Raw genomic sequence first — 24311 nt, 5'->3', positions numbered from 1 at the left:
TCGCTAAAAAGCCTTGCAGCAAAATCAACGACCTAATTGCAAAAAATACTGATTTATAGTAAGTTTAACAAGTTTATTTAGTTTATGAGCAGACCCTATTATAGTTTAAGGATTGGTTAACTATGTGCTGATGATTATTTACTGCTCAAATCCATAATTCTTAGCACCGAAGTTTGTCCCTCTATGGTGAGCCTTAACAAATAAATACCTTGGGAAGCTTTTTGCTGCGTAGTGTTGACGGGTATTATATGTTTTCCAGTGCTTAAGTTTCCTCGTGCAATAATACTAATTTTTCTGCCATACAAATCATATAATTCTATTTCAGCAAAAGATGTTTTCGTTAGGATAAAATTTAAGTTGGTTTCTTGGCTGTATGGATTGGGAAATACATATAGCTCGTTTATAATACTATTCGCCTGGGCAATACTTGTTAATGCCACTGTTTGCGTGCTAGAGTCAACACAGCCATTAGTTCCTGTAACAACTAAGGATATTATATAACTGCCCGCAGTATTATAGTTGTGCGAGGGTGCAACATTGTTCGAATTATTACCATCGCCGAAAGTCCAGTTATAAGCTGATTGCGTAACATCGTCGGGTGTGAATTGGATATTGGTTGCAGTATTTTTTGCATAGGTAAATGTAGCTTTGGGTTTAGGCAGTACATTTACATTTACAGTGTCTCTCCCTTTGCAACCATTGGCATCAGTCATTTCTAGCCAATATATACCATTTGAATTCACATTGATAGTTTGTGTGTTTGCTCCATTACTCCAATTATAAGTTGGGGCATTGCCTCCATTTAAAGTAATACTGCTATTGGGGCAAATATCTTTGTCAGCCCCCAAGTTTACAATAGGCGGTGTAAAATTATTCAACACGGCTGAATCGGTATTTGTGCAGCCATTATTGTCAGTAACCTTTAGCCAATAGGTGCCAGCTAGGGTTGGCGTAATACCAATACTTGTGCTGCCGTCACTCCACAAGTATTGTGCAAATGAGCTACTGGAGGTAAAGCTAACTTGGGTACCCGGACAAACTGTTTGGTCATTGCCCAAGCTTACTGTTGGGTTAATTTTTACACTCATATATCTATATATAATTGTATCGCAGCCAGTCGATTTGTCATTCACGGTTAAGGTTAACACAAATACGGAATCTGCATCAAAGGCGGCGGGAATAAAATTTATATTGCCATTGATAGCCCCCGGAAAAGTAATACTGGTAGTGCCAACGGGGCTGTTTCCATATACGGTTTTTATAGTTGAGGTTGTAATTGTCCAAGTATTTCCATATTGTGCATTTGAAAAACTTGTTGTTATATCATAACTCATATTACTACCCACACACGCTGCATCGGGATTGCTGCTTGTACCTTGGTTGTATTGCCCTGTAAAATTTTGGGCCTTGTTAAAATTAACGCCTTGGGGTTTTGGGTTTACTGTAATCTTCACCGAATCACTGCCTGGGCATCCGCCTGGGTTGTTCACGCTAACTTTATAAGTATTGGAAGTATATACTGTAATAGTTTGCATGGTATCGCCAGTATTCCACAGATAGGTATATCCCGCAGGCCAAGTTCCAGCATCGAGCAATATGCCGGTGCCGCTGCACATTGTTTGAGCGTTGCCCAATTTTACTTTTGGTGTACTATATAAAGTTATTTTAATGGTATCACTGTTTACCAGTCCATAGTTTTGGTCTGTGGCAATTGCTATATAGCTACCGCTTGCATATACTGTTAGCGTATCCTGTGGCCCTGCTCCAGTGCTCCAGTTCACATCCCAACTATTTAAATAGGGATTTGCATCGAGTAATAATTTATCACAAAGAGATGTATCGTTGCCCAATGCAATATCTGGCACATCCCCTAATATTACATTGTCAATATAAACATAATATAAGGTAGTAGAACTATCAGTCTTAATAAACCTGATAACGGCATTGTTGCCTGCAAAAGCTGCCAAGTTATACTGCACCGATTGGTATGTATTTGTTGTGGTATTCGATGAATTAAGAGAATATATAGTATTATAGTTTGTACCACAATCGGTAGATAACTGAACAAAAATAGTGTCCTTTGCTTTCATGGCTGTGCTTGCTTTATATGAAAAAAGCAATGCCGATTTGGAAGTGAGCGGACCTACCACTGGCGAGCGTGCTATTCCAAATGAATTTGTGGTTGTGGTAAAATTAGCCCTAAGACTTCCACCTCCGCCCACTCCATTTGTGGCCGTGTAAGCAAAACCATTCCCAATATATGAAGCAGGAATAATTCCAGATATATTAAAATTTTCTAGATAATTTAATCCCAATGTTTGGGCGGAAGTGCGGGTAATTCTGAAAGTATCATTATATATATTGCTATCATTTGATATGATTGTTGATATCACAAAATCATAAGCTGTAGCTGGGGTAGACATATCAACCGTATCTACAAAATATACATCCATAGTAGCACTTGGGGTAAGTATTCCACTAGTAATGGTGGTATCGAATTGCATTGAAGTAATACCTGTATAATCAACAGTAATAGTAAGGTTCTTTTTTGAAAAGTCCAAAGTATCGCTGCCATAATTGGTTACTTGCACAGTTACGGGTTCATTACTTGAATAACATAAAGCATTTGCAGGGTTAAGCAACCTATTTGGCCCCATATCAGTTGTATAGGGATCTGTTATATTAACTATATAATCGTGGGTTGATCCATTTGCAAATGTAGTACAAGCTAACTTGGCAGTATTTGCCGCAGCCCCAGTGCGTGAGCGAACCCTTAGCCCGGTCATTCCCAAAGGCGTATTTGCAGGTATGGTAATGTTAACGAAATTATTCGTATTCACACCCGATGTAGTAGTGATACTAGTCCACTCGGCACTGTCAAATGTACCACTTTTGTTATAGTCAAGCCACACCGATATACTGCCATTAATATTGGTAGTGCCATTAAATCTATATGTTTTGCCACGAATCAAATCGGCAGTCAAATTTCCTGTTTGGCTAAATACAAAATGCGGTGCTGTTGCCGACACAGAGCACGAGCTAACAGTATTATCTAAACTAGTATTGGTTATTTTAAAATTGGTCAACATTCGGTTACTATCGCACGCATTGGTTTGTAGCGATTGAAAACAATAACAATCGTAAAATGGATTGAGGCCAACATATACTGAGGTACTCGTATCTGTTTTTCCGCCGCAGTTTACAAAACATCTATAATAGCTAGAAGAGGTTTGGGTTCTTTTAACACCAGTTGTGGTATCATTGTTTAAGTCGGCCCATGTTCCAGTATTTCCTGTAGATGATGCTTGCCATTGGTAAGTTTGTCCTGCACCATAAGTATTGCCTTGTAAGCTCAAAGTGAAGGTGGTGCTGGCACATACTAGGGTATCAGATGTAATGGATGTGCCAGCAGTGGGCGGGCTGGTGCAGGGAGGCAAAGGCTTTAAATATATTTGATAGTCGTGGCTATTGCCCGATGCAAAACCTTTACAGGCACCACTCGAATCGAGCACAGTACCTGCAGTAATTGCACGAATACGAATAGGAGTATAACCCGAATCGGCTGTATAAGGAATAGTTACATATATACTACTACTAACATTTGCAGTTGAAGATTTTTTTATCAAAAACCACTCATAGGTATCGAATACAGCGTTGTGGTTAAAGTCGATCCACATACCAATAATATCATTAAAATTGGTAGTAACATTAAACTGGTAGGTATTCCCTAAATATACTGAATCGCTTGTGCCACTGCTTGGGCCAAACTTCCAATATACAGTGGAAGCAGACTGACAAGTAGATACTGTATTGTTTAAACCCGTACCTGTAATAGATACATTGGTGATGAGGTGATTCGTATTACAAAAATTAATATGTACAGGTGTGCAATAACAATTGGTGAGCGGATATACATATATAAACTGTGCTGCGGTGGTATCAGTGTTTCCCCCACAGCTTGTATAATAACGATAATAACCCGTAATAGCCGCAGCTTTTAGCATGCTGATGTTTGTATCACTAGTTAAATCGTTCCAATTAACAGAATCCACAGAAAATTGCCATTGTATTGTTTGACTCAAAGCCCAAGTACCTCCACTTTTCGCAAAGAATATATTTACTTTGCTGCATACCGAATCTGTGGTTATAGCTACACTTCCTGCCGATGGTGAACCGCTGCACGCAGCTAACGAATCTATAGTAATTGTATATCGGTTTGTAGAACCCGAACCTAAAGTTTTGCAATAGCTCGTACTATCTATTCCTGCATTAAAGTTGCGGGTACGAATCCGCATTTCTGTTTGACCAATAGCTGCATTGGTGGGCACTGTAAATGTGATGGTGCTTGGCACATTGGCGGTATTGGAGATATTTATCAAAAACCATTCTAAAGCTGTATCAAAAACATAATCGTGGTTAAAATCAATCCACATTCCCACCTTTTGCTTAGTAACATTATTGGTAGTTACACTAATGGTATAAGTGTTATAACCACTGTCGCGGTATAAGGTGCAAGTGGTAAAACCGCTAGCAGCAAAAGTAAAAACAGGACTATTGCTTGCACAAGCACTCACCGTATTGTATAAAGTAGTGCCCGCTATATGTACTTTGGTAATGATACCTGTTGCAGCACAGTTATTGGAATGAACGGCAGTGCAATATTGTGCATTACTAGCAAATGATGCAAAAAATAATGCTATAAATACAAATACTTTAATGGAATTGTAGAATTTTTTCATGTTGTATTGATTTGATTTGAAGGGGCTAAGGTAAAACTTATTTTTATAAAGGAGAAATTTTTTTTTAGAAGTACGTGTTGTCAGGTGTTCCGACGCTTCTGAACACCTGACAACAATTTATCGGAACAAAAGCCAAGAGCAATCCCAACTGTATAACAAAGTATATCGCTCCACGCAAAATCATAACCGAGTATCAAGCCGCCTATTGCTGTTGCTCGAATGGATTTTATCCAAGGTGCTTTATATAATTCTAAGAACTCAATGAGAACAGATAATACCCACGCAGATATTGCGGAATAAAATAAAGATTTATTATATAATGCAAATCTAAAGCACCAGTAAATCATCATTGCCCAAATAGCATCGCCTAAATACTTCTGCAAAAAATCGGGTAGGTAATTGCCGAATTTTCTGGAGGCTAATCCAATTACTAAAGTGATTAATGCGATAAATATGTAAGTGCTTCTTTTCATGATATAGTATAATGTGAGTCAATGCGAGCTGTTTCCGCTTGGCAATCTTGTTTAGTTCTAAGATTAGCATTGGCGAAGCTTCATTCTTCGCAATGATGTACTATATATTTCTCAACTTCATCCTATCCACTTTCCCGCTATCAGTTCTTGGAAATTCTATTATATACAATACTTCTTTTGGTTTTTCAAAAGGAGCAAACGATTCAAAATCTATATTGATTTTCTCCTCACCTTCTATTATTAATACTAACTTCTCCCCTAGTGTATCATCAGGTTTGGACGATATGATATAATTACGATTGGGCAATTGTTCGGCGAGTTTTTGTTCTACTAATTCTGGATTTATTTTAATTCCGCCACTGTTAATAATAAAATCAGCACGGCCCAAAAATTTGAGCAGATTATTGCTTTTTAATTCTACTATATCATTTGATTGTAGCCAAATATTATTACTTATATCACCCTTTATTTTCAAACAATCTCGTTCGTCTGTTTCTATATCAATTCCATTAAAAACTGTATAATATTCTCCAGTATTCCCTCGGCTCAATCTTCGTAAAGCTATGTTTGAACAAGTCTCAGTCATGCCATAAGTTTGGTACACTTTGTTTGTAAATGTATATAATACTTCTTCTAACTTTTTGCCAATTGCCCCACCACCCACAAAAATATAATTTATACTTTCAAGTCTATTACGAAACCCGGCAGCAATAATTTTTTCCATTTGCAATGATACAAATGAAGCATGATGAATATCATAATCTTGATTTAAAAAATAGAGAATACTTGCCACTTGCGGCAGGCATATATATACATTCAAACCTAAGTGCAATGCACGCAGCAATACCATCGCTCCGCCTATTTGCAGCGGACTTAGGCACAGCAAACAATTTTGATTAGGTATATAATCAATAACCGATGCGGTATGATTAATAGAGGCAATAATTTGCTCACGCGTTAGTATAATATTTTTTGCAGTACCTGTGGAACCTGATGTTTTAAATTCAAAATATTCTTCGCCATTAAGCCAACGTGCGGCTAATTCTGTTATATCATTCTCAACAGTATCAATATCCGTTATATCATCAAAGTATATTTTTTGATGACCGGGATAAAAATATATATAGTTTTTTTCAGCCACTTAACTACACTCCCCCATTTCTGAGATTGGTATATAACAAATAAACAAATGCCAAAAACAAGATACCATGCGAAACAGGCACAGGTGACAACATCGTTCCCTTTACCGCAGCCAAACCCGATGTGAGTAATAAACCTCCGTGAAAAATAGTGAGGGTAAATAAAGCCGTGAGTACCGATGCCCGATTAGTAAGAAAACGTACCGATATCAAACTCAGAAATGCCATCGCTGCCAAGGTAAAACCCAACATGCGGCTCAATGGTAAAACCGCATTGGCCACATCCTGACTTTCTTCCGTTGGCTTCGAGCCCACTATCACTATTGGGAATATCACATAGATGAGCGACATCAAGAAGCAAAAAATGGTGTTGGTATTGAGAATAAATTTCATGTATTTAAAATAAATTTTTTACGGGGGGCAAACTTAACGAAATTTGCGTCCTTATTTACACATATATCATTATGACTGAACGGAGAGTTAGAGTACGATTTGCCCCTAGTCCCACGGGACCCCTACATATTGGCGGGGTTCGCACGGCATTATATAATTATTTGATGGCCAAAAAAAGTGGAGGCGATTTTATTTTACGTATTGAAGACACAGACCAAAATCGCTTTGTGCCCGGTGCCGAGCAATATATTATCGACTCACTCAAGTGGTTGGGCATTGAGCCTAATGAAGGTGTAGGATTTGGTGATGGCCCTTATGCACCCTACCGCCAGAGCGAACGCAAACCCATGTATCGCCAGTATGCCGAGCAATTGCTCGAAGCAGGTCATGCCTATTATGCTTTTGATACTACTGAAGAATTGGAGGCCATGCGTGAACGCCTTAAGAGCAGTAATATAGAAGCAAAGTACGATGCCATTACCCGCACTACGATGCACAACTCCCTCACCCTGCCCGAAGATGAAGTAAAACGCCGCCTCGATGCAGGCGATTCTTATGTGATACGTTTCAAACTTGCACGTAAAGATGAAGTGAAATTTCATGACGAAATTAGGGGATGGGTCGTATTCAATACCGCTCAAATGGATGATAAAGTTTTATTGAAACACGATGGTATGCCCACTTATCATTTGGCCAATGTGGTGGATGATTATCTGATGAAAATTACCCATGTGGTGCGTGGCGAAGAGTGGCTTCCCTCAGCACCTTTGCACGTATTATTATATAAATATTTAGGATGGGAAGAGGTGATGCCAAAGTTTGCTCACTTACCTTTATTATTAAAACCCGAAGGTGCTGGAAAACTTAGCAAACGCGATGGCGACCGATTGGGTTTCCCTGTATTCCCTTTGCAATGGCAAGACCCCGAAACCAAAGAAGTATCAAGTGGATACAAAGAAAGTGGGTATTATAAAGAAGCTGTAATAAATATGTTGGCCTTATTAGGTTGGCACCCAAGTAGCAATCAAGAAATATTTAATTTGGACGAATTAGTAGAGGCTTTCACAGTAGATAAAATTGCGAAAAGCGGAGCGAAATTCGATTTGCAAAAAGCCAAATGGTTCAACCAACATTACCTACGTTTGCAAACCAATGAAGAACTTGCGGCTAGTGTAAAACCTTTGCTTGCTGCAAAAAACATTATAGTTGACGATGCTTATTTGGCTACCGCTTGCAGCTTAGCTAAGGAGAAAGTAATTTTTGTAAATGAGATTCCTGAATACTGTAATTATTTGTTTGCCGACCCACAAAACTATGATGATGAGGTTCGCAAAAAACGTTGGAAGGCTTTCATGCCTAGTTTCTGCGAAAGTATGATAACAAAATTAAATACTTTATCAAACTATACCCATACCGCAATTGAAGCAGCGTTTCATACTACCTTAACCGAAATGAATTTGCAAAGTAAAGATGTATTGCAAGCATTCCGTTGGGCATTGAGTGGTGTAGGTGGTGGTCCTCCTATTTTTGAAATGGCTGAACTTTTGGGCAAAGAAAGTGTTATAAAACGCTTGCAAAAAGCTATCGCATTTGAAGTGATAGAAACTGTATAATATGGTCTCAATATATAATAAAAATGCGTTCAAATATATCGTCCCTAAAGGGACTTATGTTAGGCTTCCGTTTTTATGTTTTACCGATATTTTGCTCCTAGCGGAGCAATTTAAATACTATACATCTAATATAGATTATAGGTTCAAAAATAACAATATTAAGTTCTGTCCGACTCAGCACAATCTCCAATTATCCCGTAGGGATTATATATTGGTAAAAACAATAATATGATATCATCCCAAGTCCCTTTGGGGACGATATATAAATCAGTTAACATATATAATATAACATAACATGAAACTAGTAACCTACAGACAACAACACGGCGAGCACATGGGCATACTTGCACATAACGACCGCGTATATCCCATTGCCGAAATCGATGAGAAAATTCCTGACGATTTGGGCTTATTACTTTTGGAAGAAGAGCGGACCATGTTCCAAGTTCGTTATTATAATGATGCTATACAACAAAATGCCGATGCTTATAAAAGTATAGCACTAAGTGAGGTCACATTACTAGCCCCTGTGCCCCGTCCTACTTCCTGCCGCGATGGTTATGCATTTCGCCAACATGTGGCTTCAGCCCGCCGCAACAGGAGTGTTCCTATGATAGAAGAATTCGATTCGTATCCTATTTTTTATTTTACGAATCACAATGCCATACAAGGGCCAGGAGAAATATGGTGCATGCCCGACCATTTTCAAAAGCTCGATTTCGAACTGGAAATTGCGGTAGTGATTGGTAAAAAAGGACGCAATATAAAAGCTGCCGATGCCGATAAATATATAGCAGGTTATACTATTATGAATGATATAAGTGCCCGCACTTTGCAAATGGAAGAAATGTTATTGAACCTTGGCCCTGCCAAAGGCAAAGACTTTAGCACCGTAATAGGTCCGTGGTTTGTAACACCCGATGAACTCGAAAAATATATAGTTCCTGCCAAACCAAATCATACAGGCAATAACCATAATTTGCAAATGGTGTGCAGGGTGAATGGTATACAAGTGTCGCAAGGCAATGTGGGCGATATGGATTGGACTTTTGCCGAGATTATTGAACGCTGTGCTTATGGCGTTGATATATGGCCCGGCGATGTAATAGGCAGTGGTACCGTAGGCACTGGCTGCTTTCTCGAACTCAATGGCACAGGCCTATTATACGATAAAGAATATAAACCACAATGGCTCAAAGAAAATGATGTGGTAGAAATGGAAATAACCGGACTGGGATTATTGAGCACTACTATTAGAAAAGTAGATACTGATTTTTCTATTTTGACGTTGAAGAAGTAATAATCACATATTAATTTTACCAATTTCCTTTTGCCTATTTTCTAAGGCATGCATTATACGTGCAAAAGGATAAGATATTTCTGCATAAGTGTATTTTCGCGGGCTGACACTGTTAGAACTATGCCTATTAGATTGGCCACCTAGCTTTGTTTTACTTAATGGCCTTAGTCCTTCAACTAGAACAAAAAAAGCTTCAGACTTAATGCAATCGCCCAAATTTAAGTTGGAAGATTCTTTTATCTTATGTACTTTCGGATCTAGTTCTTTTACTACCTCTGCACTGCCATCCCTTGTACAAAGATATTTTATGCATACACCTATATCATCTCTTCTTTGTGGAGAAGAAGGAATAATTTTTTTAGCTACCACTTCGCTGTGCTCACACTCTATGGAATCCCCCATTAGATAACAATCCATAGATATCTATTTTTCTATATTATTAGCTATTTTTAATATACAATCGTTGTCAACCGAAAACAATTCTGATACATCATCTATTGTAAATTCAACACCTATTTTTTTTACGATTTCAGAGATAATATTTAAATCTCTTTCATTATCCAATGGTTTAATATCTATTATATACTTATGCGGATGGTCTGAAATTTCTTTTTCAAAATCTGCTTCACTTTCAGAATCATCTGAAGTTGTCAATGAAAGCTGCAAAAAATTATTTTTCTTGATAAGATTTTTTATACCTGTTAAATAATAATCTTCTTTCTTTTCATTATATACTATAATATGCTTTAAATGGTCTGTATAAAATTTACTGATATCGCCATTAAAGGTATGTCTACTACGTGCCTGTAAAGACCATATAGGCATTTTTTCTTGATAGACACTAATTGTTGTAAGTTGGTCAATTATTGTACTTTGACCAAAATGCCCTTGCTCCTGACCTTGAGGCAAGATAAATGGGTTATTCTCACTTAGTTTGTTCATAGAAAAACAAATTATTTATTTGAAATATTATTACAGAGATAGCTTCATTAAATATTTGAATAATATTGCGAGCCATTACTTCTTGATTTTTTAGGTTGATTTCCATCACACTAAAAAAAAGTGACGTAGGTTTATTATTCCTAGGTTGTATTTTGTAAACATATTGTTTTGAAGCTTTTGTATTTTGAAGAATGAAAGAAATGTCAGTAGTATATATTTCTCTCAACTCAGATAACTCTTCTGGAAAATATAAGTTTTGAGCTATAAATTTCTTCGTTAACCATATCGATGCCGCTTCACTATCTAACATGTCATTAAGCTCGATGTCCGCTCCCAAGGCAAATGATTCAAATGCAATTGGATTAAAGCCTGAATTTTGATTGACTTCTATCAATTTGTCAATTATGTTTTTAAATATATCTGGCATTAATGATAACTCGAATGAAGAAATGTTTATGCTTTGTTCTGTCACACTAGAAACATTATTCTGTATAACAAATCCGGCCAAAGTCGTATCAACATCTGTACCAACTGGATCATTAAAAAGTGTTCTACAGAAAGCCGTGTCAGCAATATAGAAAATTGAAGGCGGTGTAACCCATTTTGCAGAAAATGAATGTTTTAAAATAGAGTGACTCAAAATAATTTCTATAAGATTATATGCGAAGATACATTGTTATTTGATCAAAAAACTCTTTTCTCGTCAATAATCTCTATATAAGTTAATTCTTATTTTATATCGAATTCATTCAGTTATATTTGCCTTCTAATTAACTCAAAACAAGGTATGAAGAAAACTTGTCAATTGTTGACGTCGTTACCAACAATACAATATATACAAGTTATTTTTTTAAAATCATAACTTTAGCATTATAAAATTTTTGACAAAATATATTCTTAAAATAAACTAGGTTTGTAACTGAATTACAGGAACTATCATGAAAAAAATAAGTACACTATTTCTATTAGCCATTATATTGTTGTGTTCGCTATACACAACTGCTCAAATCAATAGAAGGAATACAAAAAAAACTGTGCCTTATAGGGCGAATTACCAGAGATTATCTGTAGGTTGTTCTGCTGACCATGGGTTCGAAATTAGAGAAGGGACACTTTGGGGATGGGGTAATAATGACTCTAGCCAATTAGGTGATGGCACAAACATTAATAGAAAAACAGCTATACAAATTGGCACAGATGATAAATGGGTCAGTATCTCGGTAGGGTTAACCCACACATTAGGTTTGAAAGCCGATGGCACGTTGTGGGCTTGGGGATATAATGCTTATGGTGAATTAGGAGATGGGACTAAGCAAACATTTAGAAGAACTCCAATTCAAATTGGAAACGATAGCAGTTGGATAAGTATTACGACAGGGCAGCATTTTAGTTTGGGATTGAAAGCTGATGGAAGGCTTTGGACCTGGGGTATTAATAATTATGGGCAATTAGGAGATGGAACAGACACCAATAGACTTAGCCCTACTTTGATTGTTGCTGACAGTAACTGGGTAGCTATATCTGCAGGGTCATTTTTCTCGCACGCCATTAAAGCAGATGGAACCTTATGGGGTTGGGGAAATAATGTATATGGTTCTGTAGGTGACGGAACAGATACAACACGCAAAAAGCCTGTGCAAATTGGGAATGATAACTCTTGGGTGACACTTTCATCTGGTGGTGGACAAACACTTGCAATCAAAGCAGATGGTACACTTTGGAGTTGGGGAATAAATACTTATGGTGAGGTTGGAAATGGGAATACCAATCATATATATAGTCCAGTGCAAATTGGTTCTGATAATAATTGGGTATATATATATGCTGGATTTTATCATTCACTTGCCTTAAAATCTTGTGGTACTCTTTGGGCGTGGGGAAATAATAGCTGGGGTGCAGTTGGCGATTCTACAAGTACAGATCGACACAGTCCAGTTCAAATTGGAAGTGATAGTAATTGGGTTAGCGTCGCAGGTGGAAATTTTCATTCATTTGGTTTAAAAGCAAATGGAATTATTTGGTCTTGGGGATATAATAATTACGGCCAATTATATGATAGCACTGATACAGTTAGAATTATACCTACACTAACAAAAAGTTATATATTAAGCGAATGGATAAGCATATCCGCCGGAGGTACATTTACATTGGGATTAAAATCAGATGGCACATTATGGGCATGGGGGTGTAATAATGGTGGCACGCTGGGTGATTCAACTTCTATAAACAGGGATAGGCCAGTTCAGATAGGCAAAGCCAATAATTGGACAAGTATTTCAGCGAGTACGATATGTGGGTTTGCACTAAAGTCAAATGGAAGTTTATGGGCATGGGGTCGGGGTGCTGCTTTGGGTGATTCTAATATTAACAATATTTCATATCCTATTCAAATTGGAGTAGACAAAGATTACGTAAGCGTTGCTTCCACTGAAACTCATTCGCATGCATTAAAATCAGATGGAACCTTATGGGGATGGGGACAAAATGATGCTTATCAACTTGGAGATAGCTCAAATGCACGTAAACTTATACCTACAAAAATAGGAACTGCGAATAATTGGGTCAGCATTAGTGTTGGCGGAAATAGTTATCAAGGTATGGGGCACGGACATGGCCTAAAAGCAGATGGAACACTATGGGGTTGGGGTTCTAATGGTTATGGGGAATTGGGCGATTCTACAACAGGAGGGAGAAAGTACCCAATTCAAATTGGTACAAATAATGACTGGATAAGCATAGTTGGCACTGATGCACATACTATATGCTTAAAAGCATCAGGAACACTTTGGGCTTGGGGACGGAACAATGGTGGACAATTGGGTGATTCGACTACAAAAGACAGAACAAGCCCTCTTCAAGTAGGTAAAGAAAGTTATTGGCTAAGTATAGCTACTAGTGCAGCTTTTGCGTCAAGTTCACATGGTTTAAAAACCGATGGCACGCTTTGGTCATGGGGTGCGAATGATGATGGACAGCTAGGTGATGGAAGCACGACGGCTCGGCTTAAGCCGGTTCATATAGGAACTGATAAAAACTGGGTTAGTGTTAAAGGTGGGTCAAATCATACGATGGGGCTGAAATCAAGTAGAAGTTTGTTTTGCGGTGTTGGAAGTAATGACCAGGGAGAACTTGGTGACGGCACCAAAGTTTCCAGAACTAGCTATATGTGTAATACGAATTGTCTTGCTCCCTCTATTCCCACAGATAGCACACCTAAATCATCATTAACAATATGTGCAAATAATAAAACAAAACTACATGTAGTAGGAAAAGGATTAATTATATGGTATAGTGATTCAAGTTGCAACACTTTTTTAGATACAGGGAATTATTATAATACTAAAACTTTAAATCAAACAACTACATTTTATGCACTTGACAGTATTTGCATAAGAAGTGTAAGCCCTAGGGCAATCACTGTTATTGTAAACCCGCTACCCTCCGCAAATGTCGGTTCCAATAAAATAATATGCATTAGAGATTCTGCATATATTGGCTCCTCTGCGGTCAATGGAAATACATATTCATGGACTTCTAATCCACTTGGTTATACTTCTAATTTAGCTAACCCTGTTGTAGCTCCTAATGTTAATACTACATACTATTTAACAGAAACAATCACGTCTACCGGATGTGCAAAATTAGATTCCGTGAAAATTTCAGTTAATTCAAACTTCACCACCATCACAAAAACTTCCTGTAATTCCTATACATTTAGCGGAAATACAATTTCAAGTTCAGGTGTATATTATGATACATTAAAAAATTATTTGGGGTGCGATAGTATAATCACTTTAAACTTAACTATTATACAAAGTAGTTATAATACACTTACAAAAACAGCTTGCGATAAATACTCTTTTAGTGGGAATTCACTTGCTGCATCGGGTGTTTATTATGATACCTTAACGAATGCAAAAGGTTGTGATAGTATAATCACTTTAAACCTCACAATCAATAATAGCAGTGGGAGCACAATCTTCGACACAGCCTGTGGTAGCTATAGTTTCAAGGGGAACACGATAACTACATCGGGTATATATTATGATACTGTAAGTAATACTTTGGGTTGTGATAGTATTATAACTTTACGCCTCACTATTCAACCAACAAACTTCAATCTTTCATTTACCCAAAACACACAAGTATTTACCACACCACCCTTTGACGTACAGTTTTTAAATACTACTCCCAGTAAAAATAGCTATACATTTACCTGGGTTTTTGGTGATGGAACTTATTATGTGGGAACAAATCCTCCAAAACATACCTATCAAACAAATGGGTATTATGATATAACATTAATTGCACAAAATAATACTACGGGATGTACTGATACATTATATAAGCAAGGGTGGATATATTGCTCGGGTGGCGTTACTTGCACACATACTGCTCAAATTATCCAAACCAATATTACGAATAAATGCTCAGGAGATTCTATATATTTATTTTGCATTTCAGCACCCACCTATAGTTATCAATGGCTGCTCGGTGGTATAAAAATACAAGGGGCCACGGATAGTTTTATTTATGCATATACTTCTGGAAAATATTCAGTTATAGTTACAGATAGTAATTGCCCCTTAACCTCTAATATAGCTAATGTTGACTTCTACAAACCCACTCCAAAACCTATCATATACCATAAGGGTAGTTTGGTATTTTGCACGGGAGGTTCTGTAGAATTATATGTAAATAGTTCTTATAGCACTTATAACTGGAATAACGGAGCAACTTCTTATCAAACTTATATAAATAACTCAGGAAATTTCTTTGTGCAAGTAGTGGATAGCAATGGCTGTAAGGCTCTATCAGACACATTCTCACTCAATGCTTCATTTATTTCCCCACCGCCCATTTGCTTAGTAAGTGTGGATAGTAGCACCAATAAAAATATTGTTATATGGGAAAAAGCAAATGCAGGTTCTATAGATTCCTTCGTAATTTTAAAAGAAACATCGCAAGCCAATATATATAATACAATAGGCAAAGTACCTTATGCTGCATTTTCTACTTTTGTGGATACTGCAAGTAATCCCGATGTGCAAGCAAACAGATATAAATTACAAGCCATTGACACGTGCGGAATTACTACTTTGGCGAGTGATTATCATAAAACAATACATTTAACTATAAATAAAGGGCAAGGAAATAATTGGAATTTGATATGGTCGCATTATGAAGGCATTCAGTTTGCATCTTATAATATTTATCGAGGAACAAGCAGTGCTGGACTAAGTTTACTAACAACAATTGCCAGTAATTTAAATTCATATACAGATGTTAATCCCCCTACAGGAAACCTTTATTACCAGATAGAAGTGGTAAATCTGCAGGGTTGTGCTCCATCACAAAAAACATATTCCTATAGTTCTACTAAATCAAATATTGCAAATATAAATCAAATAGGGATCGAAAATGTATATCATACAAAGTATAGTGTTTTTCCAAATCCTACGAATGGTCAAATTAATATTCAAGCAAGCAAAAAACTTATCAATGCTACCATCAAACTTTATAATATAACAGGGCAACTGATAATACAGAAATCAAATCTATCAGGAGATAATTTCAATATGGATTTAAGTGGATATGCTAGGGGAATTTATATATTGGAAATTAATGAAGGTGAAAGAGTAGAGAGAATTAAAGTGGTGAAGGAGTAGTTCTTTCCCAGCGTTTTTACAGGAAAAATAAAATCATATATTGTTGGTGTCCCGATTAACAAAACAATTGCAATAAAAATGCTCAAAAGGACATATATACTTTTCGCTTTTATACTTTTTTCATATTGTGTTTGTGCACAGGAATACCGAAACTCAATATACAATAGTCCAAAAGAAAGGGACTAATTCCCCCGCATCCCGATAATTATCATGATTAAGCGGGGCTTTCGGGATGTAGTTCGGCATTACCATTCTCCAAACTAAATCCGCCACAGGCGGAGAACTATTTTAGTTTAAGAATTGGTATTATTTATTTAGTACCCTTAAAAACCCTTTTGGCTTGATTAGGAAAAACTCTAAAAAAGCCAAAGGCTGGTTGGGCTATGAAGAAAGTTTCAAACAAACTACTGATTTGATGTCTCGCAAGCAGCAAGCCTTGTCGGGCGTAGGCAATGAATATAGAAAACGTGCGTTGCAGCAATTGTCGCAAGCGAATAAAGTTAAGCAGAAAAATTTGGAGAAGAAGTAATATCACAAACTATTATTCAACAAAGGCAACTCCACCAACTTGCCATATAAAGGATGCTTCACGGCTTTCTCCTGCACCAACCATAGGTGTTTCATATTATGTGTATCGCCGCCCACAAAATTCACCATTTGGTTTTGAATTAAGTGCTCGGCTACTTTTTTGGCTTGTGGATTATAATACCCAATAATAGATAATAAGTTCATTTGAAACAAAACACCACTTGCCACAATTTGCTCATAATTATCGGAACCGGGAATAAAATATTGGTAACGTTCAGGATGAGCCAACACAGGTATATAGCCTGAAGTTTTAAGTTCGAAAATGGCACTAAGCAAATTCATGGGCATATCCAAGAAGCCTGTCTCAATCAATACATATTTTTCTTTACCAAAGGAGAGTATATTATGAGCTAAAACTTTGCTGATAAAATTATCATCGACATAATACTCGGCTGCTGCTTCCAGTTTTATAGTGAGTCCTGCCTTCTGCATTTCCTCACGCACCATTTCCAATTTGGTATTGATAATTTCGGGCGAATTCTTATAAAAATCGCTCATCACATGGGGCGTGGTAATGGCTTTGGTATAACCTTTACTTTCCAATATCTTCAATATTTCTATCGACTCAGCTACCTCTTGTACGCCATCATCGATACCCGGCAGATAATGACTATGTAGGTCGACCTTGATGGGGTTTACAAAATCGGCAGGTAGTTCTGCTGACTTGCTTTTGCCAAATATTTTAGATAAAAAACTCATAGGTTTTGGGGTTGCAAATTACAGGATTATTCCCACAACGTCATTCTGTTCGTCGCGGCGAATTGCTTCAATGTGAAGAATATTTTAATTTGACGAAGTTAATCTTTAAAAAGAAAGGGAGATTTGACAACTTTGCCCGCGTGGATGCAAACAAAGTTGACAAATTTAGTACTTTCGGAATCAACGAGATTGCCACGTTGGAACCCCGCAAGCTTGCGGAGTCTCAATGACGTTGTGCATACGACAAAAAAAACGCTACCTGATTAAAGGCAGCGTTTTAAATTTCATTATTATTTTTATTATTTGCCTGGAGTAGCGGCAGCTTCTTGCTTGGTAGAACGTGTTACGGTTACACTCACAATAGCATTGGCTGGAGCATCAAGAATGGTGATGCCTGGCAAGTTGATATCTTGTACTTTGATTGATTTGCCTAACTCAAGGGCATCAATTTTAACTTCTACAAAATCGGGGAAGTCTTTGATAAGACCACGCAAAGTCATTTTACGAATTTTCTTCACCATTTTACCTCCTGCACGCACACCTGGCGAATTGCCTGTTATGTTCACCGGTATTTGCATGGTAACTGGCTTGTCGTCGGAAACGGCTAAGAAATCGACATGGATAATCGTATCATTAACAGGATGGTATTGTACTTGTTGGATAATGGCATTGTATATTTCACCATCCACATCCAACTTGGCTTTGTAAGTATTGGGCGTGTATACGATGTCTTTAAAATCGGAAGCATACATATAAAAATGTAAAGGTTCTTTTTGATCGCCTCCATAAAGTACACAAGGCACTTTACCTGTGTTACGCAAATCTTTTGAACCGCGTTTGCCGGTGGTTTCTCTTTTGTTACCAAATAATGCTACTGCTTTCATGTCTGTATTGTTAATTTATTTACCCTCAATAAAAGGGCTGCAAAAGTAACACGATAAAACAAATAAGGCAAATGATTTTTAAATATTTATCTGAACCGAATGCAAATGCTTAATTTTGCCGTGAGATGAAAATAACCCAATACATCGAGAACGCTACAGAAACGCTGTTTTCCATAGAGATTTTGCCACCTTTGAAAGGTAAAAGCATCGACAGTATTTACAACGGTATTGACCCATTAATGGAATTTAAGCCCGTTTTTGTGGATGTAACCTACCATCGTGAGGAGTATATTTACCGTAAACGCCTCGATGGAGGGCTCGATAAAATTTCTACCCGCAAACGTCCAGGCACGGTAGCTATTTGTGCAGCCATCATGAACCGCTATAAAGTGGAAGCGGTGCCCCATATTATATGTGGAGGTTTCAGCAAAGAGGAAACCGAGAATGCATTGATTGACCTCCATTTCTTAGGAATAGAAAATGTGCTGGCCTTACGCGGCGACAGTATTAAAAACGATCCACAGTTCTACGCCGAGCCCGACGGCAATAAAAATGCTTTGGAGTTGATACAGCAAGTCATCAATATGAATAACGGGATTTATTTGGATCAAGAGCTTACCAATCCTTTTCCTACAGATTTTTGTACCGGCGTGGCCTGCTATCCCGAAAAACATTTTGAAGCACCCAATATGACTTCAGACCTTAATTTTTTGAAACGAAAAGTGGAGGCAGGAGCACGTTATGCTGTTACGCAAATGTTTTTCGACAACAGTAAATATTTTGAATTTGTGGCCAAGTGCAAAGAAATGGATATTCAGATACCAATCATCCCAGGACTGAAACCATTGACCACCAAGAAACAATTAAGTATACTACCAAAAATATTTGCCATAGATATTCCTGAAGAATTGGCAAACGAGGTAGAAAAAGCCACAGACGATAAAGCCGTAAAACAAATTGGAATTGAATGGGCTATTAAACAGTCGAAGGAATTGAAGGAGGCAAAGGTTCCCGTGCTGCACTATTATACCATGGGTCAGAGTGAAGCCACAAAAGCCATTGCAAGCCAAGTTTTTTAGTTTATTTTTGGAGTAGTAATTGCAACCTTTGGCCTTTAAAAAACGTAAACCCAATATGAAGAAATTTTATCTCCTCATCATTACAACTATTATAATAATGAGGGCTCACGCTTCGTTCATTTTTATCCCTATGGACGACACCCAGAAAGACCACCTCAAATCGTATGGCATTACTTATTGGGTGCTTGCCAAAAGTGTGGAGGCTGAGTGGTTGCTCAATTATAAAGGTGGAAGTTTTATGTTTGCCTATACCGAAACTTTTGAAAAAGAATGTAAACTACGCGGCATCACTTATCAAAAAATTACGGATGCTCAATCGCAAGGTATACGCGAAGAAATAGCACAACCCGACCAAAACATGGAAGTGGTGAAACTATATAAAGCACCTAAAGTGGCGGTATACTCGCCCAAAACCAAACAACCTTGGGATGATGCAGTTACCATGGTGATGAAGTATGCAGAAATTCCTTATGATGTAGTTTTTGATGATGAAGTATTGGATGGTAAATTACCTACTTACGATTGGCTCCATTTGCACCACGAAGATTTTACCGGGCAGTATGGAAAATTTTATGGCTCATTTCACACCGCGGCATGGTACCAAGCCGAAGTGCGAGAATCGGAAGCCACAGCAGCCAAACATGGTTTTGCAAAAGTATCTGTACTTAAGTTGGCAGTAGCCAAAAAAATTCGTGATTTTGTGATGGGCGGCGGCTACTTATTTGCCATGTGCAGTGCAACCGATAGTTATGATATAGCCCTTGCCGCCGATGGTGTTGATATATGCGAGAGTGTGTTTGATGGCGATGGCTCAAACCCCAATGCCGATGCCAAACTTAATTTTACCAATACTTTTGCTTTCGAGAAATTCACCTTGCTCAAAGACCCGTATACTTATGAATACTCAAGTATAGACTGCCGACCAGAAATGCGAAATGTGCGTGAAGAAGAAGATTATTTTACCTTGTTCGATTTCTCTGCAAAAAGCGATGTAGTACCTACCATGTTGTGCCAGGATCATACCAAAATAGTGAAAGGTTTTATGGGACAGACAACTGCTTTTCACAAAGAATTTATAAAAAACACCGTGGTTGTAATGGGCGAAAATAAGTCGATGGGCGAGGCCAAATATTTGCACGGCGACTACGGCAAAGGAACTTGGACTTTTTATGGGGGCCACGATCCAGAAGACTATCAACATCTGGTGAGCGACCCTCCTACCGATATATCATTGTTCCCAAATTCACCCGGATATAGACTTATATTGAACAATGTATTATTCCCTTCGGCCAAAAAGAAAAAATTAAAAACATAATGACCCAAACTAACAGCTCAATCAATGCCGCCCTAAACGGACTATTTGAAGGATATGCTTCTGTAAAAAAACTTCCCAATGATTATCATATATTGGTTGATGAGTTGCAAAAATCCCTCGCACTAGAAATGGGATTTGAAGATAAAGTAAAAAAACTCGATGAAATATTTTCCCGCCATCCACAATATATAGAATTGCAAGAGGCAGTTTTCGATTTATTGATGGTGCATTTTTTATCGGTGGATGCGAACAGGTTCGACCCTGATTATTTTGAAAGTGCTGAATGGATTGAAATAGAAGAAAATACTTTGGACCGTGGCACCGAACTTCTCAATTTATTATTATATATTGATGAGTGCAAACATGATGAAATGGAAGCATCTTTGGAAGATTTTCTGGATGAATTCTTATTGACCCAAGAAGATGGCTTTAGTGAAGAGCATGAAATTTATGCATCGTTAATCGAGCTACAAGAAATGGTGGATGAAGAGGTGGATGATATTATAAAAGCAGCCAATAGTATAGAGGAAGAAGACCCCATGCACCCCTATTTACTGCCCATCCTCCTATTCTTTAAAGGCGATTTGGATACCACCCATATTGCTAACAAGTTGCCGAACAAAGACGCATTGCAAATGGCTTATCTTTGCAGCCTTAACCAGTATCAAATAAATTTATGAGTGAAGAAAACTATATACAAGAAGAAAGTGCAAGTCCATTAAAAACTACTTTAATAGTTGGTGGAATTTTGGGTGTGTTCATGTTAATATATAATTATATATTTATATGGACCGGTAACATGGAAGGTAATAAAATATATAGTTATATACAATATTTTATTATTTTAGGTTTTGGTTTGGCGGCCATTAAAATACACCGCGATAAAAATTTGGGTGGAGAAATTAGCTATGGCAAAGCATTCCTAACCTCATTGCTCACAGTACTTTGGTTTTCTATAATAGTAGCAGCATTTACATACTTTTATTTCAAAATAAATCCTGAAAAAATTGATGAAATTATGCGTGAGGGCATGAAAGCTATGGAGAAGAAAGTAGACAAAGGTGAAATGCGTGAGGAAGATTTTGAAAAAGGGAAAGAGATTTTACAAATGATGAATGGCCCCATGCCAATGGCATTTTTCTCATTCATGGGTTGTTTGCTTCCAGGTATCATTACTTCATTAATTGCTGCGGCATTCCACAAACTTTTAAAATCAAATAAAGCATGAGCGAAGAAAAACCAGCATTAATATCACCCCTAGGTACCGCTATAAAATTTGGCCTGGCAATGGGTGTATTGCTTATTATATATTTATATTTCACCACACGCAAAACTATAGAAGACAATCATAGCCTCGATGGCAATTATAATATACTAAACTTATTGATGGTATTGGTTCCTATTGTATTAGCAATACTGGAACACCGTCGCAAATTTGCTGGCAGACCCATGCGAATTACTGAAGGACTAGGTGCTGGCGTTATTACTGTATTTATTGGTGGTGCAATAGCCGCAGTATTTTTATTTATTTATTATTATGGAAATTCAGATGTGATGCAAGCGTTGGAAAAAATTAGTTTGAAAGAAAATCCCGGAACCACACAAAATATAATAGAAGCTGGCGATTTCAAAAAAGCGATACTTGCCTGCCTCAGTTTTTATATGCTCACCTTTATGGTAGGTTTCATTTTATCTTTAATTTCGTCATTATTTTTATTTAAACGTAAAGCCTAATGTTGGATATATCTATTATAGTACCTGTATATAACGAAGATGAATCGTTGCCCGAACTATCCGCTTGGATTAAAAGGGTTTTGGATGAACACAAGCACACTTACGAAGTGATTATGGTAGATGATGGCAGCACAGATAAAAGTTGGGAAGTGATCAATAAACTTCATCAAGAAAATAACCATATAAAAGGTATACAATTTCGCAGAAATTATGGAAAGTCTGCTGCACTCAATGTTGGGTTCCATCATGCAGCAGGCAAAGTGGTAGTTACTATGGATGCCGACTTGCAAGATAGTCCCGATGAACTCCCTGAATTATATACAATGATTATGGAAGGTGGTTTTGATTTGGTGAGTGGATGGAAAGCCAAACGCTATGACCCAATAACCAAAACTATTCCTACCAAATTATTCAATTGGGCTACCCGCAAAATGAGTGGTATTGAACTTCATGATTTTAATTGCGGACTAAAAGCATATAAACATGAAGTAGTGAAAAATATAGAAGTATATGGCGAAATGCACCGTTATATTCCTGTTATAGCCAAATGGGCTGGCTTCAAAAAAATAGGTGAGAAAGAAGTGGTACATCAAGCAAGAAAATATGGTGTTACCAAATTTGGACTTTCTCGATTCATGAATGGTTTTTTGGATTTGTTAAGTATATTTTTTGTGGGCAAATTCGGCAAACGCCCCATGCACTTTTTTGGGTTTATGGGTGGCATTTCTTTTCTGATTGGATTTGCATTAACTATTAAACTTATTTGGGACAAAGTGAGTGCATCGATACGCGGTTATTCTGATGTTCGAGATATCGTTGATAAGCCTTTGTTTTACTTAGCTCTTACTGCTATTATTATAGGTGTGCAATTATTCCTTGCAGGATTTATCGGTGAATTGGTTTCTCGTAATAGTACGGATAGGAACTATTATGCTTTGAAAGAGAAGTTGGGGGTGTGAATTAGTGTAGTTCTTTTTTGCGGTTTTGTCCTCCCGAGGAACGAGGGAACTACTATATTAGTGAGATGTCTCTGCCGAAAGCGTTCAAGATCGACATGACAAAACGCCAAAGGTATTCTGTTTTCAATATAATATTTATCACTCCAAAAACCTACTCTTTAACTCAGATGTAGGTATCATACAACTATCCTGTTTCCCAAACATACTATATCGCCGCTTTGCTATCATATTATAAAAAAAATCACGGATAAATTTAGGTATGATTATAAAAGCATAAAATAATTTCCAAGCTCCGCCCAATTCCTTCGCAACCCTAAGTGCTGCTGATGAGCGAAGATAACATTGTTCGCCTTGTATATATACAAATGAATTAAAATCATTGACCGGTAAATTAAATTTTTTCAATATTGCTTGCCCACTTTCCGACTGTAAAGAAGCGAATTTGAATTTAGCCTTCGGGTCTCTTTTAATTACAAACTGAACCATGGTATTGCATAAATTGCAAACCCCATCAAACAATATAATATGCTCGTTATTGACCATTTGTCCTATTTCAAAATCCATTATTTAGTTTCTACAAAACTAATGGCAATTGGTTTAAAGTGGAAATAAAAATAAAAAAAGCCCTCCGAACTAACGAAAGGCTTTCTATCCCGAACAACATCAAAAAATTGAGTATGAAAAATTAATACCGAAACTCAATATATAATAGTCCAAAAGAAAGGGACTAATCCCCCCGCATCCCGATAATTATCGGGATTAAGCGGGGCTTTCGGGATGTAGTT

General features: G+C 37.3%; 20 protein-coding genes. 10 read left to right on the top strand and 10 right to left on the bottom strand.

Annotated features, from left to right (window positions below):
* Positions 1-134 precede the first annotated feature (134 nt).
* From SGJ10_04190 to SGJ10_04175, 4 genes are all read right to left on the bottom strand, one after another.
* A complete protein-coding gene (locus SGJ10_04190) occupies positions 135-4739 on the bottom strand; it encodes a GEVED domain-containing protein (protein MDZ4757327.1) in 4605 nt (1534 codons plus the stop codon).
* A gap of 80 nt (positions 4740-4819) precedes the next feature.
* Positions 4820-5212, bottom strand: a complete 393-nt coding sequence (locus SGJ10_04185) for a DUF2809 domain-containing protein (protein ID MDZ4757326.1) — start codon at positions 5210-5212, stop codon at positions 4820-4822.
* A 100-nt stretch (positions 5213-5312) separates the two neighbouring features.
* Positions 5313-6353 (bottom strand): AMP-binding protein, encoded by a 1041-nt coding sequence (locus tag SGJ10_04180; GenBank protein MDZ4757325.1) that lies wholly within the window; start codon positions 6351-6353, stop codon positions 5313-5315.
* Between the two features lie 4 nt (positions 6354-6357).
* Positions 6358-6744 carry a hypothetical protein gene (locus SGJ10_04175; protein ID MDZ4757324.1) on the bottom strand — a complete coding sequence of 129 codons (387 nt, stop codon included), beginning with the start codon at positions 6742-6744 and terminating at the stop codon, positions 6358-6360.
* Positions 6745-6815: 71 nt separating this feature from the next.
* Between SGJ10_04175 and gltX the strand changes: the two genes are divergently transcribed.
* Complete coding sequence (gene gltX / locus SGJ10_04170) at positions 6816-8357, top strand: glutamate--tRNA ligase (protein ID MDZ4757323.1); 1542 nt, start codon at positions 6816-6818, stop codon at positions 8355-8357.
* Between the two features lie 295 nt (positions 8358-8652).
* The gene (locus SGJ10_04165) at positions 8653-9657 is read left to right on the top strand and encodes a fumarylacetoacetate hydrolase family protein (protein ID MDZ4757322.1); all 1005 of its coding nucleotides are present in this window, start codon (positions 8653-8655) and stop codon (positions 9655-9657) included.
* Positions 9658-9660: 3 nt separating this feature from the next.
* On the opposite strand, the gene SGJ10_04160 is transcribed toward SGJ10_04165, so the two are convergent.
* Genes SGJ10_04160 through SGJ10_04150 form a run of 3 tightly spaced genes read right to left on the bottom strand, consistent with a single transcriptional unit; the run spans position 9661 to position 11239 of the window.
* Positions 9661-10074 carry a hypothetical protein gene (locus SGJ10_04160; protein ID MDZ4757321.1) on the bottom strand — a complete coding sequence of 138 codons (414 nt, stop codon included), beginning with the start codon at positions 10072-10074 and terminating at the stop codon, positions 9661-9663.
* Between the two features lie 6 nt (positions 10075-10080).
* A complete protein-coding gene (locus SGJ10_04155; GenBank protein ID MDZ4757320.1) occupies positions 10081-10599 on the bottom strand; it encodes a hypothetical protein in 519 nt (172 codons plus the stop codon).
* Entirely contained in the window at positions 10583-11239 is a 657-nt protein-coding gene (locus SGJ10_04150; GenBank protein ID MDZ4757319.1) for a hypothetical protein, read from the bottom strand. The genes SGJ10_04155 and SGJ10_04150 overlap by 17 nt, the downstream gene beginning before the upstream one ends.
* Before the next feature lie 298 nt (positions 11240-11537).
* On the opposite strand from SGJ10_04150, the gene SGJ10_04145 reads away from it, so the two are divergent.
* Together SGJ10_04145 and SGJ10_04140 are read left to right on the top strand one after the other, a co-directional pair.
* Positions 11538-16268: a T9SS type A sorting domain-containing protein gene (locus SGJ10_04145; protein MDZ4757318.1), complete on the top strand. Its 4731-nt coding sequence runs from the start codon at positions 11538-11540 to the stop codon at positions 16266-16268.
* A gap of 340 nt (positions 16269-16608) precedes the next feature.
* Positions 16609-16797 (top strand): hypothetical protein, encoded by a 189-nt coding sequence (locus SGJ10_04140; protein MDZ4757317.1) that lies wholly within the window; start codon positions 16609-16611, stop codon positions 16795-16797.
* A 2-nt stretch (positions 16798-16799) separates the two neighbouring features.
* On the opposite strand, the gene SGJ10_04135 is transcribed toward SGJ10_04140, so the two are convergent.
* Positions 16800-17555: a CpsB/CapC family capsule biosynthesis tyrosine phosphatase gene (locus tag SGJ10_04135; GenBank protein MDZ4757316.1), complete on the bottom strand. Its 756-nt coding sequence runs from the start codon at positions 17553-17555 to the stop codon at positions 16800-16802.
* A 299-nt stretch (positions 17556-17854) separates the two neighbouring features.
* Positions 17855-18439 carry a 50S ribosomal protein L25/general stress protein Ctc gene (locus tag SGJ10_04130; GenBank protein MDZ4757315.1) on the bottom strand — a complete coding sequence of 195 codons (585 nt, stop codon included), beginning with the start codon at positions 18437-18439 and terminating at the stop codon, positions 17855-17857.
* A gap of 125 nt (positions 18440-18564) precedes the next feature.
* Between SGJ10_04130 and metF the strand changes: the two genes are divergently transcribed.
* Genes metF through SGJ10_04100 form a run of 6 tightly spaced genes read left to right on the top strand, consistent with a single transcriptional unit; the run spans position 18565 to position 23526 of the window.
* Positions 18565-19518 (top strand): methylenetetrahydrofolate reductase [NAD(P)H], encoded by a 954-nt coding sequence (metF, locus tag SGJ10_04125; GenBank protein ID MDZ4757314.1) that lies wholly within the window; start codon positions 18565-18567, stop codon positions 19516-19518.
* A gap of 55 nt (positions 19519-19573) precedes the next feature.
* Complete coding sequence (locus tag SGJ10_04120) at positions 19574-20833, top strand: asparagine synthetase B (GenBank protein MDZ4757313.1); 1260 nt, start codon at positions 19574-19576, stop codon at positions 20831-20833.
* Positions 20833-21513, top strand: a complete 681-nt coding sequence (locus tag SGJ10_04115) for a hypothetical protein (protein ID MDZ4757312.1) — start codon at positions 20833-20835, stop codon at positions 21511-21513. Before SGJ10_04120 ends, SGJ10_04115 begins: the two co-directional genes overlap by 1 nt.
* Complete coding sequence (locus SGJ10_04110) at positions 21510-22061, top strand: DUF4199 domain-containing protein (GenBank protein ID MDZ4757311.1); 552 nt, start codon at positions 21510-21512, stop codon at positions 22059-22061. Before SGJ10_04115 ends, SGJ10_04110 begins: the two co-directional genes overlap by 4 nt.
* The gene (locus SGJ10_04105; protein MDZ4757310.1) at positions 22058-22567 is read left to right on the top strand and encodes a DUF4199 domain-containing protein; all 510 of its coding nucleotides are present in this window, start codon (positions 22058-22060) and stop codon (positions 22565-22567) included. The genes SGJ10_04110 and SGJ10_04105 overlap by 4 nt, the downstream gene beginning before the upstream one ends.
* Before the next feature lie 2 nt (positions 22568-22569).
* Positions 22570-23526, top strand: a complete 957-nt coding sequence (locus tag SGJ10_04100; protein ID MDZ4757309.1) for a glycosyltransferase family 2 protein — start codon at positions 22570-22572, stop codon at positions 23524-23526.
* A 138-nt stretch (positions 23527-23664) separates the two neighbouring features.
* Here the strand turns inward: SGJ10_04100 and SGJ10_04095 are convergent, their stop codons facing one another.
* Positions 23665-24090, bottom strand: a complete 426-nt coding sequence (locus SGJ10_04095; protein ID MDZ4757308.1) for a thiol-disulfide oxidoreductase DCC family protein — start codon at positions 24088-24090, stop codon at positions 23665-23667.
* Positions 24091-24311 lie beyond the last annotated feature (221 nt).

This window comes from Bacteroidota bacterium (assembly GCA_034439655.1).
GTDB lineage: Bacteria > Bacteroidota > Bacteroidia > UKL13-3 > UKL13-3 > CANJUD01.
Note: the sequence above shows the minus strand (reverse complement) of the source record. Positions and strands in the feature narration are given on the sequence as shown.

Coding starts and splice junctions, on each gene's coding strand:
- SGJ10_04190 (MDZ4757327.1), bottom strand. CDS start 4,739: ATGAAAAAATTCTACAATTCCATTAAAGTATTTGTATTTATAGCATTA.
- SGJ10_04185 (MDZ4757326.1), bottom strand. CDS start 5,212: ATGAAAAGAAGCACTTACATATTTATCGCATTAATCACTTTAGTAATT.
- SGJ10_04175 (MDZ4757324.1), bottom strand. CDS start 6,744: ATGAAATTTATTCTCAATACCAACACCATTTTTTGCTTCTTGATGTCG.
- gltX (MDZ4757323.1), top strand. CDS start 6,816: ATGACTGAACGGAGAGTTAGAGTACGATTTGCCCCTAGTCCCACGGGA.
- SGJ10_04165 (MDZ4757322.1), top strand. CDS start 8,653: ATGAAACTAGTAACCTACAGACAACAACACGGCGAGCACATGGGCATA.
- SGJ10_04160 (MDZ4757321.1), bottom strand. CDS start 10,074: ATGGATTGTTATCTAATGGGGGATTCCATAGAGTGTGAGCACAGCGAA.
- SGJ10_04155 (MDZ4757320.1), bottom strand. CDS start 10,599: ATGAACAAACTAAGTGAGAATAACCCATTTATCTTGCCTCAAGGTCAG.
- SGJ10_04145 (MDZ4757318.1), top strand. CDS start 11,538: ATGAAAAAAATAAGTACACTATTTCTATTAGCCATTATATTGTTGTGT.
- SGJ10_04135 (MDZ4757316.1), bottom strand. CDS start 17,555: ATGAGTTTTTTATCTAAAATATTTGGCAAAAGCAAGTCAGCAGAACTA.
- SGJ10_04130 (MDZ4757315.1), bottom strand. CDS start 18,439: ATGAAAGCAGTAGCATTATTTGGTAACAAAAGAGAAACCACCGGCAAA.
- metF (MDZ4757314.1), top strand. CDS start 18,565: ATGAAAATAACCCAATACATCGAGAACGCTACAGAAACGCTGTTTTCC.
- SGJ10_04120 (MDZ4757313.1), top strand. CDS start 19,574: ATGAAGAAATTTTATCTCCTCATCATTACAACTATTATAATAATGAGG.
- SGJ10_04115 (MDZ4757312.1), top strand. CDS start 20,833: ATGACCCAAACTAACAGCTCAATCAATGCCGCCCTAAACGGACTATTT.
- SGJ10_04110 (MDZ4757311.1), top strand. CDS start 21,510: ATGAGTGAAGAAAACTATATACAAGAAGAAAGTGCAAGTCCATTAAAA.
- SGJ10_04105 (MDZ4757310.1), top strand. CDS start 22,058: ATGAGCGAAGAAAAACCAGCATTAATATCACCCCTAGGTACCGCTATA.
- SGJ10_04095 (MDZ4757308.1), bottom strand. CDS start 24,090: ATGGATTTTGAAATAGGACAAATGGTCAATAACGAGCATATTATATTG.